The following is a 20,307-nucleotide window of genomic DNA, read 5'->3' as shown; positions in this document are numbered from 1 at the left end:
TGAAATACCGTTTTTAAAACTATTCATTCTTTATATTAAAAGGCTTTTATGACTAAAAAGTTCCTGATACAATAGAGCCTCTAAACATAACCGTTCTTCTTTCTGGTACTCTAGCTATAGACTCTGCTGAACATGAACTGTTAATGAAGATCATACTGGCTTCATCTCCAATTTGAGGCCAATTACGTTTTCCTTCTCTATCTAAAGGTATCTTGCTATTTGTAATAAATCCAATAGCTCTTGTTAGTGAATATTCATCAATCCATCCAAACTTTTCTGCCATTCTACTAGCTCTTTGTAAAAGATCTCCAGTTCCAAAAGGGCTCCAATGGTCATTAATATTATCATTAATTATATATATTTTTACTCCCTTTTCATAAAGCAGCGGAATTGGAGGACCTGGTACATCTATTGGAGATGTAGTAGCTAAACTTATTTCTAACTCTGTCAATACTTCAGCTAACTCACTAACCTCTTCTAAGGTAATATCTCCCATACAATATCCATGACTGATATTAACTCTTCCTTGCCATTTAGCTTCTTCTACTAGTTGAGCAAGTCGTTTAATAGTATACACTCCTAATGAACCTCTATCGTGAAGATGTATATCTACATCAGCATTAAATTCTACTGCAATATCCATCATTTTTTGTAAAGAGGATTCAATATCATTGTCAATAGTTGCCGGATCTAATCCTCCTACAACTTCTACACCATTTCTCATAGCCTCTTTCATAAATGGTATAGAATCACTTCGCAGCAACCCGTGCTGTGGAAATGCAGTTAATTTATATGTTAACTTATCTTTATAGCTTTCTAAAGCTTCTGAAACTTTTTCTACATTACTCAGTCCTATAACAGGATCCACATTACACTGAACACTAGCATGAGTTACTCCGTAGCTTGTGATTAAATGTAAGAGCTTCTCTGCTCTTTCTTTAGTATAAGGTAGAAAGCTTCGAAGAAAACCTTCTTCTTCCTTAATTCTATCAAAAACACTTGTAAATGGTGTACTAGCTTTCCATGGACCACCAAAGTGGCCTTTATCTAAATGAATATGTTTCTCTATAAGGGAAGGTAAAGCCAGTAGTCCTTTTGCATCTATTACTGGTGTTCCATCCTTTGGTATTTCATCTACCCTAATATCTATAATTTTTCCGTCGTCAATTAGTAGGTTCTCAATATTTGCTCTTGTACCAATAATATTATTGTTACTATCATATTTAAAGCCTTTTTCTAACAATACATTACTTAACCAAAATTTTTTACTCATTTTTTACTCCTTTCAATCGCTCATAAGTTACTTTTTATTTATCTTTGGTTATATTATTTAACTTTTATGTTATGATATCACATAAAAACATATACAAAAAATATTAATTATATTTCATTTGTATACGTTTTTCATATATTAGAAAAAACATAAAAATCACATTTTTATATTTACTGTTATATGAAAAACAATAAACATAGAAATGTGATTTTTAAATATTTAATATATTCCATTGTATAAGTTAAGATCTAGCAATATTTTTACATATTGCTAGATAGAAAAGAGTTAATTAAAGTTTTAATTTAATACTATTCTTACGACTCATCTTTATATATTTATGCTTCTAACTCCTCAACTTCATCTTCTTTACCTTCTCTGTTATTATCTTCTGCTAAGTACTCTAGCTTAGAAACTGAAACTTCAAAAGCTACTCTGCTTATCACTTCTCCATCTTCTTTTTTCTTCTGATAATCTCTACTTTGAATTCTTCCCCAGATTCTTATGTGATCTCCTACTTTTAAATTCTCACAAAATCTTGCATTTCTTCCCCAAGCTATAGACGGTATGTAATCTGATTTATTATATGGTCTATTCACGGCGATTAATAAGTCTGTTATTTCTCTTCCAAATGGCGTAGTTCTGTAAATAGGTGACTTGCATATAAATCCATCTAGGTAAATTTCATTTGGCTTTCTCATTAACTCATTTAACTCTTCATCATCTTTTGGAGAATATACTTCTCTTGCAAATATAGTTAATATAAGTCTATTTTTCCCATTTATATACCTGTTGTACGATCGTAACTGTCCTTCTACTACTATATGATCTCCTTCCTTTAGCTCACTGTCTATTAAAAGTCTTTCTGATACAGTTATAGGTAGTATGTCCGATTGGTCACTTAATCTAGACACCTCTAAGTTAAAAGTATAAAATCCTTCTCCATACATTTCATGACTAAATTCTTTTTCACCTACAACTTTTCCTATTAGTGAAACCATATTTGTATCAATTACTTGATCAGCCATTTTAGCCTTACTCCCCTTTCTAGTCTTATGTTTTTTGATATTATACAATTATCTTTATTCAGAATAGTTCAGTATTATGATTATTTTCTTTTATATTTTAAAAAATCATAAGACTATATTAACTTCTGTAGTCTTATGATTTCTTTTCCATTATCCATGTCTTTTCCACCTAATAGTAGAAATATATCATCTGATTTTATATTATTTAATCCCTCTTTTATGCTATCTTCTAGACTTCTATATGTTTTACATTTTATATTATTGTCTTTAAACATTTTTCCATAGTAATCTGCTGTCTTCTCATTATCTTCATTAGAAGCAAATAGTACCATCTCCAAGTTTAATATATCTTTCCATTCAATAATTATATTTGCTATTTTATCATTTACTTCTTTGCTTTTCTCATCTGATATAGAGTTTACTATTATCAACTTATTATAGTCTAAGCTTTGTATAGTATAAAGTGCACTTTCATAATTAGATGGAGAATCAGCAAAACAGTCTATTACTATAAATTCTTTATCATATATCTTTTTTAGCATCCTATGAATCCCTTCAGTGTTTAAAAGAGTCCTAGATATAGTATCTAAACTTATATCAAGATAAAGACACGCACCTATAGCTGCTAATGTATTATACATACTATCTCTACCCAATAAATTTGAAGATATAGGAAACTCTAATGGATCAATTTTATTCCCACATGCTGTAGTTATTCCTCTTTGTAAACATAGGTTAAATTTACTTACTTTATCCAATGATAAACTTGAAGCTGTTATACTCGATTTTCCGTTAAGTCCATAGCTTATAACTATTATATCTTTATTTTTTTCAATTAACCTTATGGAGTTATCATCATCTATATTTATTATTGCTATTTTACTATCTTCTAGAGAACTGATTAATTTAATTTTATCTTCTAGATATCTGTCATTTTTATATTCATCTAACATTGTATTTGTATGAATCAAAATATCTATTTCTAAATTTTCTTCACATAGTGCTTTTATTTGTGATGATTGAATTTCTATTATAATTACATCTATATTTTCATGCTTCATATTTTTTACTATGTTATTTATTTTAAATTGTTCTCTATCTCTTTCACTGATAATATAGTTTTTACCATCAACTAATATATTTGATTTACTTATTAGTCCAGTTCTATATCCTGCATTTCTTAATATCTCCTCAAGAATATATGCCGTTATAATTTTGTCATCACTTCCTATTATTCCGATTATCTTTGTACTATCTAGTTTTCTATAGACATTAGATTCATTTTTCATAATCCTATTTCTCCTTTAATTAAAATGATTTAAGATATTGTTCTCCTACTATTATTTGTATTAATAAATTATTTAATTCTGCTAATAATACTATTGAGGTGATAAATTGTGAAAAAAAGTTCAAAAATTAAAAATTCATTAACTAATAAAAGTATTAATAGAGAGTATAAAGAAGAATTAGCAAAAGAAATGGAAACAAGTTTTATTGATCAAGATAATTTTGCGACAAAAGTTATTACTAATGAATCTTCTGATATAGAGTCAAGTTTTAAATCAAGCACCGCATCTAAATCTAAAAAAGGTAGAAGTAATAGCGACTATCGTTTAGGTAGATCTTAGTTTAAAAATTTTCTATAAAACATTAGAGCACCATCAAGATTATTGAATTTCAATAACTTTGATGGTGCTTCTTTTAATTATTTTTTATTTTGAACTTGTTTACCGTCACTTTCCATTCGATAGTTTTCTTTATATATAAGTTCTGATATAGGAACTATTTCATATCCATCCTTTTGCAGCTTATCAATTACTAATGGAAGATACTCTTGTACATACTTTGCATTATTATGGAACAAAACTATAGACCCATTCTTTACATTTCTAGTAACCCTATCTACTACAGGTTGTGCTCCCATCTCTTTCCAATCTAGTGAATCAACATCCCATTGTATTACATGATAATTAATTTCTCTAGAAGTTTGTATTAGACTATCGTTATAGTCTCCAAAAGGCGGTCTGAATAATGTTGTTTTTTTTCCGATTATTTTTTCTATACTTTCCTCAGTTGTTTTAATTTCTTTTATCATATCTTCTTTTGATAACTCAGACATTTTGGGATGTGTTGTCGAGTGGTTTGCCACTTCATGCCCTCTACGATCTATCTCTTTTACCATATCAGGATGTTTGGTTACCCAAAAGTCCACTAGAAAAAAAGTAGTCTTAACATTGTATTTATCAAGTATATCTAGTATAGCCTCAGTATGTTCCGTACCCCATGCTGCATCAAAACTTATTGAGACTTTCTTTTCTTTACTGTCTACATAGTATATGGGCAGTTCCTTGTTAGGATTAAATACAGATTCTATATTTATATTAAACTCATTAGTTCCTATTATAGAAACGCCTAAAACTAACAGTACTACTGCCATTTTTAATATAGTTTTTCTATTTATTAAATATATTTTCAAAATTTTATCCCCCTTTTTAAAATCATGACAATATATTATATTATTTATATGTGTAAAATATTACAAAAGTATTAAGTGGATATCTTAATTCAATTCTTCTAAATATTTAGTGGCTTAATATAATTACTTTTGATTAAGGAAATTTATTAAAATTCTTTATGCTTTTTATCGTTTATGAGTTATATTAGATAAGGGGTAGAATTAAAATAGTTCTTGAGGATGTGTTTTAAATGGATATTTATTATATTGATAGAAAAACAGGAGAGAAGAAAAAGGAAATAGTGGCTGGTTCAAAATTATTAACTTGGTTATATGAAACAAATACCGGTCTTAATATATTAGAGCTTATTGTAAAAAAGAAACTTTTTTCTTCGTTTTATGGAAAGTTACAGGATTTATCATACAGTAGAAGAAAAATAGATAAATTTATATCAGAATTGAATATAAATATAGATGAAGCTAAAATAGATAATACATCTGACTACAAAAACTTCAATGACTTTTTCACTAGAGAATTAAAAAGCGAATCTAGACCTATATGTAGTAGTAACAATATTTTGATATCACCAGCTGATGGGAAGATTTTAGCTTATGAAAATATAGATATAAATAATATTATTCAAGTAAAAGGAATGTCTTATAGCTTAAAAGATTTAATTAACGACCAAGATTTATCAAATAATTATACTGGTGGTACTTGTTTGGTTATTAGGCTATCACCTTCAGACTATCATAGGTTTCATTTTCCAGATAGCGGTGTACCAAGCGAAACTAAGAAAATTAAAGGTCTTTTTTATTCTGTAAATCCTATTTCATTAAGAAACATTGCTAATATATATTGCCAAAACAAAAGGGAGTTTTCTATATTTAAATCTGATAATTTTGATGAAATTATTATGATGGAAGTTGGAGCAACTTGTGTTGGAAGTATAATCCAAACTTATGAACCCAAAGTTCATGTAGAAAAAGGATCCGAAAAAGGCTATTTTAAATTTGGTGGATCTACAGTTATTTTGTTTTTCAAAAAAGATTCTCTAAAAATAGACAAGGATATTATTTACAATACAATTAATGGATTTGAAACTAAAGTTAATATGGGAGAACAAATAGGGGAAAAGTAATATATAAACTTCTTTCTTTCTTTTTATCTGCATATATATTATTTAAAATATATTGCATAGTTAGGAGGAAGTTTCTTGTTTGTTATAAGTGGAGTATTAGGTTTACTGTTATTTCTGCTAGGAATAAAGTTTATGTCTAGCAGCTTTAAAGGCTTAGTATCAAATAAATTTAAATATAAAATAGATAAATTTACTTCAAATAAAGTTTTAAGTGTTTTTAGTGGCATTATTATAACTTCTATACTTCAAAGCAGTAGCGCCACTACTCTTATAGTAGTAGGTTTAGTTCATAGTAATATGCTAAGTCTTTATAATGCTGTTCCAATAATAATGGGGGCAAATATAGGCACCACAATCACTTCTCAGCTTGTAGCTTTTAACTTTAATATTCCTATTGAGATTATTTTATTTGTTAGTGCTTTTTTATTTATCATATTTAGAAAAACTAAATTTAATATAATTTCAAAGTTGATAATAAGTGTTTCACTAATTTTTTTAGGTTTAGATATGGTTTCAACCGCTATAACTCCATTAAAAGGAAGTGAAACGTTTTTTAATTTTATAGCTTTTATAAGTAAAAACAAAATTTTATCGTTCTCTGGCGGTATTCTTTTAACTGCTATAATACAGAGTACCACTACTGGTATCACTATTTTACAAGTTATGGCTTCTAGTAGCATAGTTTCTGTAAAAGCTGCTATTCCAATTATCTTAGGACAGAATGTTGGAACTTGCTTAGATACCGTAATTGGAAGTCTTGCCACTAACAAATCTGGAAAACAAGCTGCTCTCGTTCAAGTTTTATTTAATTTATCCGGTGCTTTAATATTTTTATTTTTAACCGACTACATATATGCTACAGTTACTTATTTATCTCCTGACAATATATCAAGACAAATTGCTAATGCTCATACTTTATTTAATGTTTTGTCAACTATTTTGCTACTTCCTTTTTCCAATATTTTAGCTGATATCTCAAAAAAATTATTAAATAACTTAGTCCTGTTTTTAAGATTCTAATTATAACCAATAACTCTATGCTTTATACCATATTCATTATTTTACCAGAGTATTATTTTTGCTATCCGGTTATATTAATATTACAATAGCTCACAGTAGTTATTGTAAAAAAATTATAAAATTATACTGGAGGTAATATAAATGGCTAACAACAGATCTTCAAACAGAATAGTAGTTCCTGAAGCTCGTCAAGCATTAGATCAATTAAAATTAGAGATTGCTAGTGAATTAGGACTAAGCAATTACGATTCTATAGATAAAGGTAATCTATCTTCTAGACAAAATGGATATGTTGGTGGATATATTACTAAAAGATTAGTAGAACAAGCTCAAAGATCATTAGCTGGTAAATAGTTTAAATATTTATCTAAATAATCTTTAACTTAAATTGTTACTAAACCTATCCTAGCACTTAATAATTTATATAAATTATTAAATGCTAGGATAACTATAAAGATAAGTGGAAAACTTCCACTTATCTTTTTTTATATGATATAATCTAAATATATCTTTAAAGAAGGTGATGATTTTGTTTACTGAAGATACTAATGAGTTAGTCCAGTATAAGTTGCTTATTTTATACATATTAGAAAAAGTCGATATACCTATGACTAATTCAGAGATTACACAGTTTATATTAGAAAACAATTATATGAACTATTTTATGGTTCAACAATTTCTAAGCGAACTAGTTAACTCTAAGTTTGTGGAATTTTCAACGAAAGATGGAAGTGAGTATTATCATCTTTCTAAGGCAGGAAAAGATACTTTAGTTTATTTTAATGATAGAATACCACAACATTTAAAAGATGAAGTAGATAGAAAACATGAAGATAAAAAGATAGAAATGATTAAAGAAACTCAAGTTATAGGACACTATTTTAAGAAAAGTGATTCAGAGTATATAGTTAATCTAAGGGCAGTTGAAAAAGATATGGTTTTACTGAATCTATCTTTAAGTGTAGTTTCTAGTAAACAAGCTAAGCTAATATGTAATAATTGGAAAGAGAATCCTCATGATATTTATAAAAAAGTAGTTGATTTACTTATTCAAGAATAATTCAAGAGCAAAATAAGCTTGCTAGATTAACTGTTATTTTCTAGCAAGCTTATTTTTATTACTTAGCATCTGTTGATTTTATTTTGTAAGAATACTTATAATTAGGTTCTTTAGTCTCTTCATCTTTAAATAGCTTTGAGAACTCAACTATAATTAGTGGTACTAGTGAAAGTAATATAATTGTGATCCAATTCATAAATCCTAGCTTAGATAGTTTAAATATATCTCTAAGTGCAGGAATAACCGTTACTGATATCACTAGTAATGCAGAACATATATTAGCCTTAATTAAGTATTTATTTGAAGCTATTCCAATCTTAAATATAGACTTATCTGATGATCTTACATTAAATGAGTGTGCTAGTTGAGAAAAACATAGTGTACATAAAGCCATAGTTCTTCCTACAGCTAAATTTTGCATCATACCAAATTGGAATGCTATCTTTGTTAGTAAACCTATCATAATTCCTTGTACTATCAGTGTAAACCCTAATCCATTAGTGAACATACTTTTCTTAGGATCTCTAGGCTTTCTCTTCATTATATCTGGTTCTGCTGGATCTAAACCTAGTGCTAGGGCTGGTAAGCTATCTGTCACTAGATTTACCCATAGTATGTGTATTGGCAATAATGGTAATGGTGCTCCTAATACTACTGCTATAAAAAGAGCTACTATTTCACCTATGTTGCAAGATAATAAAAAGTGAATTGATTTTTTTATATTATCAAATATATGTCTTCCTTCTTCTATGGCTGATACTATCGTTGCAAAGTTATCGTCTGTTAATATCATATCTGCAGCTTGTTTAGATACATCTGTTCCTGCTATTCCCATAGCACAACCTATATTGGCTCTTTTCAATGCTGGGGCATCATTTACTCCATCACCTGTCATCGCTACTACTTTCCCTTTTTTCTGCCATGCACTTACTATCCTTACCTTATGTTCTGGAGATACTCTTGCATATACTGAATATTTCTCTATATTCTTAGTTAAGTCTGCATCTGACATATTCTCGATTTCTTTTCCTTCTATAGCTTCATTTTCATTTTTTAATATTCCTAATTGTTTCGCTATAGCTATTGCTGTTATTTTATGATCTCCTGTTATCATAACTGGCTGTATACCTGCTACTTTACATGTACTTACTGCTACTTTTGCTTCTTCTCTTGGTGGATCTATCATACCTTGCATTCCTACAAACACCAAGTCTTTTTCTATTACTTCAGGTGTAATTTTGTTTGGCATTTGGTTTTCATTTCTATATGCAAATCCTATTACTCTTAAAGCTTTTGAAGACATTTCATAGTTTACTTTCCTTATCTCTTCTTTTATACTATCTGTAAGTATCTGCTCTCTTCCATCTATAAGAACCTTTTTACACTTGTCCATTAAAAAGTCTAACGCACCTTTTGTAAAAACTTTATATTTATGTCCATCTCTATGAACTGTTGTCATGAGCTTTCTATTAGAGTCAAATGGTATTTCCCCTACTCTTTCTAATTTTTGTTCCTCTTCTTTTTTATTTATATTAAGTTTTCGTCCTGACGATACTAACGCTATTTCAGTTGGATCTCCTATTCCATTTTCCTCACCAAATACTATATCTATCTCAGAATCATTACATAATACTCCTATTTTTAGTGCTAGTTTCTCACTTTTATTTGAAAGATTTACTTCATCTATATCTTTTAATTGTCTATAAGTATATACTTGTGTTACTTCCATTTTGTTTTGTGTAAGTGTTCCAGTTTTATCTGAGCATATCACCGATGCAGTTCCTAGTGTTTCCACTGCTGGTAGTTTTCTTATTATTGCATTTTTACCTATCATTTTTTGAACACCTATAGAAAGAACTATTGTCACTATTGCAGGTAGTCCCTCCGGGATTGCTGCCACAGCTAATGATACTGATGTCATAAACATTTGAAGCAATGGTCTTCCTTGCAAATATCCCATTATAAATATTACTGCACATATTCCTAATGCTCCAATTCCTAATACTTTTCCGAGTTCATCTAGCTTTTCTTGCAGTGGTGTTCTTACTTCCTTCTGATTTTCAAGTAATCCTGCTATCATTCCTATTTCTGTACTCATACCTGTTTCTGTTACTACAAATTTTCCTCTACCTTTAGTTACTAAACTTGATGTAAATACACAGTTTTTTCTATCCCCGAGAGGTATTTCTTCTCCAGCTGGTATTTTTGTTTCTTTTTCTACTGGCACCGATTCTCCTGTAAGGGCTGATTCTTCTATCATTAAACCTATACTTTCAAATAATACTCCATCCGCTGGGACAAAGTCTCCCGATTCTAAAAGTACTATGTCTCCAGGTACTAATTCTTCTGATCTAACTTCTAATCTTCTTCCATCTCTTTTTACTGTGGCTATTGGACTAGATAACTTTTTCAGGGCTTCTAATGATTTTTCTGCTTTATTTTCTTGTATTACTCCTAATAATGCGTTTAGAAGTACTACTAACATTATTATAGCTGTATCTCCTATTTCTCCTAAGAAGCCTGATATTATAGATGCTATAATCAATATGATTACCATAAAGTCTTTAAACTGATTTATAAACATACTGATTATGCCATTTCTCTTAGCCGAGACTAATACATTCTCTCCATATTCTTCTCGCCTCTTTAAGACTTCTTCTTCAGAAAGTCCTTGTTCCATACTTACTCCTAATTCACTTTCTAGCTCTTCTCTGTTCTTTTTAAACCATAGTTTTTTACTCATTTAGTTCCCTCACTTTCTTTATCTGTTATAGCTTGTCTTTGGCTTTCTATAAATTTATATGTGAGAGAACTAAAATAATTCCTATTTTTTATTTTTCTTTTAAATAACTTTACAATTTCTACTACAATTAATGGAGTTAATGTAAGTCCTATTATGTCTAATAGCTGTGTACCACTTATTGTAGTTAACTTAAACACCTCTCTTAACTTTGGTATAATAATTATTATAGATACTGAAAGTATTGATAACAAATCAGCCCCTACTAGATACTTATTTGAAAATAATCCCATTTTGAATATAGATTTATCTATTGATCTTACATTAAGTGTATGGACTATTTGTGATAAGCTAAGAGTTATAAAAGCCATTGTTCTTCCTAACTCTATACTAGTTCTTCTACCTACATTAAATGATATTAATGTTATTACTCCTATTATTACACCTTGTACTATTATTGTAGTCCAAAGTCCACCCGCAAATATACTTTTCTTAGGATCTCTTGGTTTTCTCTTCATTATATCTGGCTCTGCCGGATCCATTCCTAGCGCTAGTGCTGGTAGGCTATCTGTCACTAGATTTACCCATAGTATGTGTATTGGTAGCAACGGTATTGGCATTCCTAATACTACTGCTATAAAAAGAGCTACTACTTCACCTATATTACAAGATAATAAAAAGTGAATTGATTTTTTTATATTATCAAATATACTTCTTCCTTCTTCTACTGCTGAAACTATAGTTGCAAAGTTATCGTCTGTTAATATCATATCCGCAGCTTGTTTAGATACATCTGTTCCTGTTATCCCCATTGCACATCCTATATTTGCCTTTTTTAATGCTGGAGCATCATTTACTCCATCACCTGTCATTGCCACTACCTTTCCGTTATTCTGCCATGCGCTCACTATTCTTACCTTATGCTCTGGAGATACTCTTGCATATACAGAGTATTTTTCTACATTTTTATTAAGATCTTCATCTGACATATTTTCGATTTCTTTTCCTTCTATTGCTTCTACTTGATTCTCTAGTATTCCTAATTCTTTAGCTATAGCCATTGCAGTTATCTTATGATCCCCTGTTATCATTACTGGTTTTATACCTGCCATTTTGCACTTTTCTACAGCTACTTTTGCTTCTTCTCTTGGAGGATCTATCATGCCTTCCATTCCTACAAATATTAAATCATTTTCCACCTTCTCTGATGTCATTTCAGCTGGTATTTTACTCTCTTCCTTATATGCTAATGCAATTACTCTAAGTGCTTCTTCTGACATTTCATGATTTACTTTTCTTATATCTTCTTTTATTTCTTCAGTTAAATCTTTTATCTCACTATCTATAAGTATACTTTTACATCTTTCTAGTAAGACATCTAGTGCTCCCTTAGTGAATACTTTATATCCATCATTGTCTTTATGTACTGTAGTCATAAGTTTTCGATCTGAATCAAATGGTATTTCTTCAACTCTTTCTAATTTTTTTTCTTCATTTGTTTTATCCATTCCATGACGACTCGCTGAAACAACTAATGCAATTTCAGTTGGATCTCCTAAACCACCTTCAGATTCTTTACTAGTTTCTATTACTGAGTCGTTACACAGTAACCCTATTTTTAAAGCTAATTCTGTATCTTTATTTGAAATATTTATATCTTCTATATTCTCAAGATTGCCATAAGTATATAATTTTGTTACTGTCATTTTATTTTGTGTAAGTGTTCCAGTTTTATCTGAACATATCACTGATGCAGTTCCTAATGTTTCTACTGCTGGTAGTTTTCTTATTATTGCATTTTTACTTATCATTCTTTGAACGCCTATAGATAATACTACTGTCACTATTGCTGGTAATCCCTCTGGAATTGCTGCTACGGCTAACGATACTGATGTCATGAACATTTCTAGTAGGGGAGTTCCTTGTAAATATCCTATTATAAATATTACTACGCATATTCCTAATGCACCTATCCCCAGCATTTTTCCTAGTTCATCTAGCTTCTCTTGTAGTGGCGTTTTCATATCTTCTTGATTTTGAAGCATACCTGCTATCTTACCTATCTCTGTATTCATTCCCGTTTCTGTTACTATAACTTTTCCTCTACCATTAGTTACTAAGCTCGATGTGAAAACATAGTTCTTTCTATCTCCAAGAGGTATATTTTCACCCTCTGGTATATTAATCTGCTTTTCTACAGGTACAGATTCACCTGTTAAAGCTGACTCTTCTATCATTAAGCTTGCACTTTCAAATAATACTCCATCAGCTGGAACAAAGTCACCAGCCTCTAGTAGTATTATGTCTCCCGGAACTAGTTCAGATGATTTCACTTCTAATCTTTTTCCATTCCTTATTACTTTAGCTATTGGACTTGATAAACTTTTAAGTGCTTCTAAAGATTTTTCTGCTTTGTTTTCTTGTATTACCCCCAAGAGCGCGTTTAGTAATACTACTAGAAGAATTATTACTGTATCACTTATTTCACCTAATAATCCTGATACTATTGACGCTATCAGAAGTATTATTACCATAAAGTCCTTGAATTGACTAAAAAACATACTTATTATAGACTTTCGCTTTCCTTCTTTTAATATGTTTTCTCCATATTTTTCTTTTCTTAGTTTTACTTCTTCTTCACTTAATCCAACACTAATATCTACATTTAGCTCACTAGATAGTTCTTCTATATCTTTTTCATACCAAGACATTTTATCACTCACCTTTCATCGTAAAAGTAAACCACTTGGCTCTAACCCTACACTAATTTTAGAAGTTATTTCTTCTGAGTCATATTTAAATACTATTATCATATTATTTAATGTATCTGAGATATATAATCGATCTCCACTGCATACTATATTATTAAGCATACCCCCTATTATATATTTTTCTAATATAACTTCTTTATTATAATCTACTTTATATAAACATCCATTTTCAGCATTAGTGACATATATTATGTCCTCTCCGTCTATCTTTACCATATCTACAACTATTCCATCTATTTCTATGCTTTTTTCTAATATTTCATCGTCTAAATCTATTACTTTTATTTGACTATTTTTATTTCCATGGCAGAGTACGAACATAAGTCCATCAATTATAGCTAAGTGAAATGGATTACAGTCTAGAGTAATCTTTGCTTCTATATTTCTTTCCAAATCTATAGTATTTATACTGTACCCATTATGATTAGTAATAAATATTTTTTTATTGTTACTCTCTATTTTTATATCGTGTGGCTTTTCCCCAACAGATATACTGCCTATGACACTAAAATTTTTCTCATCTACTATAGTTACCACATTGGAGTCACTACATACAACATACATACTTCCATTTATAGTTTCAATGTGTGTAGGGTATCTTCCCACAAATACTATATCCTCTATCTCCTTTTTTTCAATATTTATTTTATATATACTATTGTTATAAGAATTTACTAGATATACTCTTTCGTCGTCTTTGTTTACTAGCTCATGAGGCCCTACATTTTCTTCCCCTATATACATTTCTTCAACTTTTTCATCTTTTTCTATATCTATAATAGATATAGAGTTACTCCCCGTATTAGCCACTATCAACTTGTTTTTGCACTCCTCCAACAGCATCACCTCCGCACTTCTCGTCATACGTTTAGTTTATGCATAGTACATTTTTAGGTGATTAGCTAAAAACTAAAAAAAGTGTAAACATAGAGTTTACACTTAGCATAATATTTAATCATTATTTTAAATTTTATATAAATTCAAAAAATCATATTCTATTTTTTCAATAGTTTTATATGGTTCTTCTAATCTCAGTAGCTTTTTCAAAAAAAGCTTTTCGTCATTAGATATGGGTAGCTCATCATACCAAGGGATTTTTTTATCTTCTTTTACTTCTATTGAAGAATATAATAAGTATAATAATAAGTCTCCTAAGTATGAAAAGTCAATGTCTCTTGTGTATATTTTATTATCTATAAATCTTGCTAGACCAAAATCAATAAGTGAAACTGTACCTTCATTTACGATAATATTCGGTATTCTAATATCTCTATGGACTATATTGTTCTTATGAAGATAATTTATTATTTGTATAAGCTGTTTTCCAATATTATAAATCTCTTTTTTTGAAAAACTATATTTTTGTTTAAAAAGCATATGTTCAACCGTATATCCTGTCTTTTCTTCTATCACTATACCCTTAAAACTTTTTTCATCGATTATATCAATTAGTTTAGGGATAGATTTATGATCTAGTCTTGAAAGAATAATAGGCTCAAATTTATTCTTTTCATAGTATCGCTTAAAAAAGTTAGTCTTATTTTTTTTAACTACAACCCTTTCTCCTTTTAATTTAGCTAAAAAGCATACCCCATATCTACCTTCACCAATCTTATTTAATATTTCATAGTTGCTTAAAACTCAAACTTTTTTACCACAACTTGAACAAAAACTATCATTCGGAGAGATATCTTTACCACAATTAGGACAATACTGTCTACTTATCATCTTTTCTCCACAACTATTACAAAACTTTGCTTCATGAGAATTTGGAGTTTTACATCTTGAACATATTATTGATCCATTTGTATTTTGTTTATGAAATGATTCACCAAAATATTTATTATGTTCCCTATACTTTCTATGAGATCTACTACTAGAATTCAAAATATTAAATATATTGTCTATCAATCCCTTTTTCTTGTAGTGTTTACTTCCATAATGTCCATGCTTATATTTGTGTTTGTCAGATGATGATCTGGAAAAAAAACCCATGATTAAATCCTCCCTTTCAGCATAAAATATAATAATATTCTTATTCTATACTAAAATTAAATAAATAAACAGTAAAAAAAACAGCTAAAAAGTTTTTTACTTCTTAACTGTTTTTTTATTTCTCTATTTATTTTTAGCATACTTTCTAACATCACCTATTAAATAAAGCGATCCTGAGAATAATATTAAGTCATTTTCTCCTGCCATTTCTATAGCTTTATCTATAGCTTTTTCTATATCTTTTTCTACTATATAGTTTTTGTTGTATTTACTTATTCTTTCTGCTAATTCTTCTGCTTTCATGGCTCTAAATATATTTGCTTCTGTAACTATTATTTGATCTCCTAATGGTGCCATTTCTGCTATCATATGATCTACGTCTTTATCTGCTAATATTCCTAATCCTAAAATTAGTTTATCGTAGTTAAATATTTCTTGTAATGTTTTCTTCAGCGCTTCTATACCTTGCATATTGTGAGCACCATCAATTATAAATCTAGGAGATTTTTTTAGTAACTCTAATCTTCCTATCCATTTAGTTTCTTCTAATCCTTTTCTTACATGCTCTTCTGTTATATTTATCTCACCTTTGTCTCTAAGAGCAAATAGAGTTGTTAAAGCTGTAGATGCGTTATATGCTTGATGTTTTCCTATAAGGCTTATTTGTAAATCTTCTAGTTCATAATTTCCATATTTAAAATTGAACTTAGTTCCCATTTCACTTACTTCTTTTATACTAACATTTTCAGTTGGAACTGTGATTAATTCTGCATTTTGCTCTTTTGCTACAGTTTCTACTACTTCTTTTGCTTCTGGCTCTTGTGGATAAGTTATTACAAATCCATTTTCTTTTATAATACCAGCTTTTTCATAAGCTATTTTTCCTAAAGTATCCCCTAGTACATCTATATGATCCATAGCTATAGGAACTATTACAGATGCTATCGATTTATCTATAATATTAGTTGAGTCATATCTTCCACCAAGTCCAACTTCTAGTACTACATAATCTACTTTTTTTCTTTTATAGTATTCAAAAGCTATAGCAGTTACCAGTTCAAATTCTGTTGGATGATTGAATCCTTTTTCTAGCATTTTTTCTACACTTTCTTTAGCAAAAGTAGTTACTTCTGCTAAGTCATCATTAGGTATGTTTTCACTACCGATTCTTATTCTTTCATTAAATGTCTCAAGATATGGAGAAGTAAACAGCCCTACATTATATCCAGCTTTACTTAATATACTAGTAATGTATGAGCAAGTAGAACCTTTTCCATTTGTTCCAGCAACGTGAATAAACTTTAAGTCTTTTTGAGGATTGCCCATTAATTCTAAAAGTTCTTTTATATTTTCTAGTCCTAATACACTTCCAAATTTATTAGTTTCGTGTATATATTCTAGTGCTTCATTATAGTTCATTTTATCACCTCATGTAGTATTTTACTTATTTTTTAAACTTTCTAGTCTTTCAACTACTTTATCCATCATATCTTGATATTTTTCTTGTTTTTCTTTTTCTTCATCTATTACTTTTTGTGGTGCTTTGCTTACAAATCCTTCATTTGAAAGTTTACCACTAACTCTTTTTAATTCATCTTCAAGTCTTTTTCTTTCTTTTTCAAGTCTTTCTATCTCTTTTTGTAAATCTACTAATTCTTCTAATGGTAAGAATATTTCACACTTACCAACCACTGCTGACATTGCATCCTCTCCAACGCCATCTTTATCTTCTTTTAACTCTATATTAGATGCAGACGCTAGTGTAGTAAAGTATATTTCTGATTTACTAAGTATTTCTTTTAATCTTTCATCTTTAGTAACAAATATAGCCTTAGCTTTTTTAGAAGGAATTACATTCATCTCAGCTCTTATATTTCTTATATCTTTAATACACTCCATTACAAATTCCATAGCCTTTTCAGACTCTATATATTGATTTTCATCACTATATACTGGCCACACTTCTACTATTAAGCTTTTCTCCGTATGAGGTAAGTGTCTCCAGATTTCCTCTGTTATATATGGCATAAATGGATGTAATAACTTTAATATATCTTTTAATACTTTTAAAAGTACCGACTTAGCTGTATCTTTATCTATACCGTCTTCTCCATATAATCTAGGTTTAGCTAATTCTATATACCAGTCGCAGTATTCGTTCCAAGTAAAGTCATATACTTTTTGTGCAGCTATCCCTAGCTCATATTTATTTAGATTTTCAGTTACTTCTTTAGCTAAATTATTAACTCTCGATATAATCCATTCATCTTCTTGTTTTAAAGAGTCCTTTATACTTTCAAAATCTACTACGTTTTCATCTAGGTTCATAAGAACAAATCTAGAAGCATTCCATAACTTATTTGCAAAATTTCTACTTGATTCTACTTTTTCAACGTGGAATCTCATATCATTTCCTGGACTATTTCCTGTAATTAGCATAAATCTAAGCGCATCCGCACCATACTCATCTATAAGTTCTAGAGGATCTATTCCATTTCCTAAAGACTTACTCATTTTTCTACCTTGAGCATCTCTAACTAGTCCATTTATAAGAACATCTTTAAATGGAACTTCTCCCATTTGCTCAATTCCTGAGAATACCATTCTAACTACCCAGAAGAATATAATATCGTATCCAGTAACTAATACGTTCGTTGGATAGAAATATTTTAAGTCCTCAGTACTTTCTGGCCATCCTAGTGTTGAGAAAGGCCAAAGCGCTGATGAGAACCAAGTGTCCAATGTGTCATTATCCTGCACTACATTTGAACTATTACATTTAGAGCAAGTTTTTACATTGTCTTTAGATACCATTACTTCTCCACAATCATTACAGTAGTAAACTGGTAGTCTATGTCCCCACCAAAGTTGTCTAGATATACACCAATCCTTTATATTTTCAAGCCAATGAGTATATATCTTACCAAATCTATCCGGAACAAAGTTTACTTTTTGTTCTCTATAAGCTTCTAGTGCTGGCTTTGCCATGCTTTCCATTGCAACAAACCATTGCTTAGATATTATAGGCTCTACTATTGTTCCACATCTTTCACAATGTCCCACGTTGTTGTTGTGATCTTTTACTTCTACTAGTAGTCCATTCTCTTCTAAATCTTTAACCATTTGCTTTCTAGCTTCATATCTTTCTAAGCCTTCATATTTTCCACCTTGAGCATTTATAGTTCCATCATCATTCATGATTCTTAGTTGCCCTAAGTTATGTCTAGCTCCAACTTCAAAGTCATTAGGGTCATGTGATGGAGTTATTTTAACTGCCCCTGTACCAAATTCCATTTCTACGTAATCATCTGCTATTACTGGTATTTCTCTGTTTACTAATGGTAGTATAAGTGTTTTTCCTATTAAGTTTTTGTATCTATCATCTTCAGGATTAACTGCTACTGCAAGATCTCCTAACATAGTCTCCGGTCTAGTAGTAGCTATTACTATAGATTCATCGCTATCTTTAACTGGATATCTTATATGCCAGATACTTCCTTGTGATTCTTCATGTTCAACCTCTGCATCCGATATAGCAGTTCCACAACTTATACACCAGTTTATTATTCTATCGCCTCTATATATAAGTCCTTTTTCATATAGTCTTATAAAAACTTCCTCTACTGCCTCACTTAGTCCTTCATCAAGAGTAAATCTCTCTCTAAACCAGTCACAAGATACTCCTAGTTTTCTTAATTGATTTCTAATATTTCCACCATATTTTTCTGTCCATGCCCATGCTTCTTCTAAAAACTTTTCTCTTCCTAGTTCATATTTGTTTTTTCCTTCTGATTCTATCTTCTCAACTACTTTAGCCTCTGTTGATATACTTGCATGGTCTGTACCCGGTAGCCATAGTGCTGAATACCCTTCCATACGCTTCCATCTTATTAAAATATCTTGCATTGTATTTACTAGTGCATGTCCCATATGCAAGTTACCAGTTACATTTGGCGGAGGCATCATTATAGTATAAGGTTTTTTATTTTTATCTACCTCTGCTCTAAAATAGTCTTTATCTTCCCAGTATTTATATATCCTATCCTCAAATTCTTTAGGACTATATGTTTTTGCCATATCTTCGTTCATATTAAAATCCTCCTATCTTCTTTCAATCTTTACTTTATCTATTCCCTAAAAGCATAAATATTACAGATATAAATAGTAGACCTGTTCCTACACTTTTAATTTTCACTAGACCTTCTAATGTATTTATTTTACCCCGTCTATAGAGATTATCTGGTACAAACATTACTAAAGTTGCAAAAATGAATAAAATATATCCGAAAATAGCCATAGTTTCACCCTTTTTTATTATAAATAAAAAAACCTTCATCCTGAAATATAAGGACGAAGGTTATCTCGCGGTACCACCTTAGTTCTAGATACATAGTATCTAGCGCTTAAAAAATTATAACGGAATCTCCCGTTCAAACTTACTGCTATTTCAGTTTGAAAGCTCAGAAGCTACTTTCAGTAAATAGTGCCTTGCATAGTTTTCCAGCCAATGAACTATACTCTCTTGTTAGGATGTTTACTTACTCCTCTTCTTCATAGCAAAATATTATATTCTCCTTATAAGTTATTATATTAATTGTTTCTTGTCAAGATAGTAAAATTAAATTTTGTAAGTTAACTCTTTTCTAATTAGTAAAAAATATCATATGCTGTAATCAGCATATGATTATCTTATTTTCAATATATAGCCATATACAAAACAATATAATGGAATATTGTATAACCATTAACATGTATGCCAATATTGTGCTATAATCTTTATAGCATTCTTTTTATTTCTTAACTTAAGGTGAGTATAATTGATTTTA

17 protein-coding genes and 1 other annotated feature are annotated in these 20,307 nt (G+C 29.7%); of the genes, 5 read left to right on the top strand and 12 right to left on the bottom strand.

What is annotated here, in order from left to right:
* Positions 1 to 52 precede the first annotated feature (52 nt).
* The 3 genes from CURI_RS04235 to CURI_RS04225 all read right to left on the bottom strand — a co-directional run bounded on the left by CURI_RS04235 (position 53) and on the right by CURI_RS04225 (position 3,587).
* Positions 53 to 1,273: an amidohydrolase gene (locus CURI_RS04235; RefSeq protein WP_014967047.1), complete on the bottom strand. Its 1,221-nt coding sequence runs from the start codon at positions 1,271 to 1,273 to the stop codon at positions 53 to 55.
* A 335-nt stretch (positions 1,274 to 1,608) separates the two neighbouring features.
* Positions 1,609 to 2,298, bottom strand: coding sequence for a single-stranded DNA-binding protein (locus CURI_RS04230; protein ID WP_041701531.1), 690 nt, complete (start codon positions 2,296 to 2,298; stop codon positions 1,609 to 1,611).
* A gap of 113 nt (positions 2,299 to 2,411) precedes the next feature.
* Complete coding sequence (locus CURI_RS04225; RefSeq protein WP_014967045.1) at positions 2,412 to 3,587, bottom strand: Mur ligase family protein; 1,176 nt, start codon at positions 3,585 to 3,587, stop codon at positions 2,412 to 2,414.
* A gap of 108 nt (positions 3,588 to 3,695) precedes the next feature.
* Between CURI_RS04225 and CURI_RS04220 the strand changes: the two genes are divergently transcribed.
* Positions 3,696 to 3,926 carry a hypothetical protein gene (locus CURI_RS04220; protein ID WP_014967044.1) on the top strand — a complete coding sequence of 77 codons (231 nt, stop codon included), beginning with the start codon at positions 3,696 to 3,698 and terminating at the stop codon, positions 3,924 to 3,926.
* Between the two features lie 77 nt (positions 3,927 to 4,003).
* On the opposite strand, the gene CURI_RS04215 is transcribed toward CURI_RS04220, so the two are convergent.
* Positions 4,004 to 4,774: a polysaccharide deacetylase family protein gene (locus CURI_RS04215; RefSeq protein WP_014967043.1), complete on the bottom strand. Its 771-nt coding sequence runs from the start codon at positions 4,772 to 4,774 to the stop codon at positions 4,004 to 4,006.
* A 230-nt stretch (positions 4,775 to 5,004) separates the two neighbouring features.
* On the opposite strand from CURI_RS04215, the gene CURI_RS04210 reads away from it, so the two are divergent.
* The 4 genes from CURI_RS04210 (at position 5,005) to CURI_RS04195 (ending at position 7,975) form a co-directional block, all read left to right on the top strand.
* A complete protein-coding gene (locus CURI_RS04210) occupies positions 5,005 to 5,895 on the top strand; it encodes a phosphatidylserine decarboxylase (protein ID WP_014967042.1) in 891 nt (296 codons plus the stop codon).
* 75 nt (positions 5,896 to 5,970) lie between these two features.
* On the top strand, positions 5,971 to 6,915 hold the full coding sequence (locus CURI_RS04205; RefSeq protein ID WP_014967041.1) for a Na/Pi cotransporter family protein: 945 nt from the start codon (positions 5,971 to 5,973) through the stop codon (positions 6,913 to 6,915).
* 141 nt (positions 6,916 to 7,056) lie between these two features.
* Positions 7,057 to 7,269 (top strand): alpha/beta-type small acid-soluble spore protein, encoded by a 213-nt coding sequence (locus tag CURI_RS04200; RefSeq protein WP_014967040.1) that lies wholly within the window; start codon positions 7,057 to 7,059, stop codon positions 7,267 to 7,269.
* Positions 7,270 to 7,438: 169 nt separating this feature from the next.
* Positions 7,439 to 7,975 (top strand): DUF4364 family protein, encoded by a 537-nt coding sequence (locus tag CURI_RS04195; RefSeq protein WP_014967039.1) that lies wholly within the window; start codon positions 7,439 to 7,441, stop codon positions 7,973 to 7,975.
* 58 nt (positions 7,976 to 8,033) lie between these two features.
* Here the strand turns inward: CURI_RS04195 and CURI_RS04190 are convergent, their stop codons facing one another.
* The 8 genes from CURI_RS04190 to CURI_RS15760 all read right to left on the bottom strand — a co-directional run bounded on the left by CURI_RS04190 (position 8,034) and on the right by CURI_RS15760 (position 19,778).
* The gene (locus tag CURI_RS04190) at positions 8,034 to 10,718 is read right to left on the bottom strand and encodes a calcium-translocating P-type ATPase, PMCA-type (protein ID WP_014967038.1); all 2,685 of its coding nucleotides are present in this window, start codon (positions 10,716 to 10,718) and stop codon (positions 8,034 to 8,036) included.
* The gene (locus CURI_RS04185; RefSeq protein WP_014967037.1) at positions 10,715 to 13,426 is read right to left on the bottom strand and encodes a calcium-translocating P-type ATPase, PMCA-type; all 2,712 of its coding nucleotides are present in this window, start codon (positions 13,424 to 13,426) and stop codon (positions 10,715 to 10,717) included. The genes CURI_RS04190 and CURI_RS04185 overlap by 4 nt, the downstream gene beginning before the upstream one ends.
* Before the next feature lie 15 nt (positions 13,427 to 13,441).
* On the bottom strand, positions 13,442 to 14,323 hold the full coding sequence (locus CURI_RS14945; RefSeq protein ID WP_051003969.1) for a YncE family protein: 882 nt from the start codon (positions 14,321 to 14,323) through the stop codon (positions 13,442 to 13,444).
* Between the two features lie 126 nt (positions 14,324 to 14,449).
* Complete coding sequence (locus CURI_RS04170) at positions 14,450 to 15,109, bottom strand: protein kinase family protein (RefSeq protein ID WP_051003968.1); 660 nt, start codon at positions 15,107 to 15,109, stop codon at positions 14,450 to 14,452.
* An 18-nt stretch (positions 15,110 to 15,127) separates the two neighbouring features.
* Positions 15,128 to 15,481: a zinc ribbon domain-containing protein gene (locus tag CURI_RS04165; RefSeq protein WP_014967034.1), complete on the bottom strand. Its 354-nt coding sequence runs from the start codon at positions 15,479 to 15,481 to the stop codon at positions 15,128 to 15,130.
* 123 nt (positions 15,482 to 15,604) lie between these two features.
* A complete protein-coding gene (locus tag CURI_RS04160; RefSeq protein ID WP_014967033.1) occupies positions 15,605 to 16,900 on the bottom strand; it encodes a bifunctional folylpolyglutamate synthase/dihydrofolate synthase in 1,296 nt (431 codons plus the stop codon).
* A 21-nt stretch (positions 16,901 to 16,921) separates the two neighbouring features.
* Positions 16,922 to 19,570, bottom strand: coding sequence for a valine--tRNA ligase (locus tag CURI_RS04155; protein WP_014967032.1), 2,649 nt, complete (start codon positions 19,568 to 19,570; stop codon positions 16,922 to 16,924).
* 34 nt (positions 19,571 to 19,604) lie between these two features.
* Positions 19,605 to 19,778, bottom strand: a complete 174-nt coding sequence (locus tag CURI_RS15760) for a hypothetical protein (RefSeq protein ID WP_014967031.1) — start codon at positions 19,776 to 19,778, stop codon at positions 19,605 to 19,607.
* 46 nt (positions 19,779 to 19,824) lie between these two features.
* Positions 19,825 to 20,045, bottom strand: a binding site (T-box leader).
* Positions 20,046 to 20,307 lie beyond the last annotated feature (262 nt).

The organism is Gottschalkia acidurici 9a, assembly GCF_000299355.1.
GTDB lineage: Bacteria > Bacillota > Clostridia > Tissierellales > Gottschalkiaceae > Gottschalkia > Gottschalkia acidurici.
Note: the sequence above shows the minus strand (reverse complement) of the source record. Positions and strands in the feature narration are given on the sequence as shown.

Bases quoted from the DNA above. Each gene is read 5' to 3' on its own strand.
- CURI_RS04235 (WP_014967047.1), bottom strand. From the start codon at position 1,273: ATGAGTAAAAAATTTTGGTTAAGTAATGTATTGTTAGAAAAAGGCTTT.
- CURI_RS04230 (WP_041701531.1), bottom strand. From the start codon at position 2,298: ATGGCTGATCAAGTAATTGATACAAATATGGTTTCACTAATAGGAAAA.
- CURI_RS04225 (WP_014967045.1), bottom strand. From the start codon at position 3,587: ATGAAAAATGAATCTAATGTCTATAGAAAACTAGATAGTACAAAGATA.
- CURI_RS04210 (WP_014967042.1), top strand. From the start codon at position 5,005: ATGGATATTTATTATATTGATAGAAAAACAGGAGAGAAGAAAAAGGAA.
- CURI_RS04200 (WP_014967040.1), top strand. From the start codon at position 7,057: ATGGCTAACAACAGATCTTCAAACAGAATAGTAGTTCCTGAAGCTCGT.
- CURI_RS04195 (WP_014967039.1), top strand. From the start codon at position 7,439: ATGATTTTGTTTACTGAAGATACTAATGAGTTAGTCCAGTATAAGTTG.
- CURI_RS04190 (WP_014967038.1), bottom strand. From the start codon at position 10,718: ATGAGTAAAAAACTATGGTTTAAAAAGAACAGAGAAGAGCTAGAAAGT.
- CURI_RS04185 (WP_014967037.1), bottom strand. From the start codon at position 13,426: ATGTCTTGGTATGAAAAAGATATAGAAGAACTATCTAGTGAGCTAAAT.
- CURI_RS04165 (WP_014967034.1), bottom strand. From the start codon at position 15,481: ATGGGTTTTTTTTCCAGATCATCATCTGACAAACACAAATATAAGCAT.
- CURI_RS04160 (WP_014967033.1), bottom strand. From the start codon at position 16,900: ATGAACTATAATGAAGCACTAGAATATATACACGAAACTAATAAATTT.
- CURI_RS04155 (WP_014967032.1), bottom strand. From the start codon at position 19,570: ATGAACGAAGATATGGCAAAAACATATAGTCCTAAAGAATTTGAGGAT.
- CURI_RS15760 (WP_014967031.1), bottom strand. From the start codon at position 19,778: ATGGCTATTTTCGGATATATTTTATTCATTTTTGCAACTTTAGTAATG.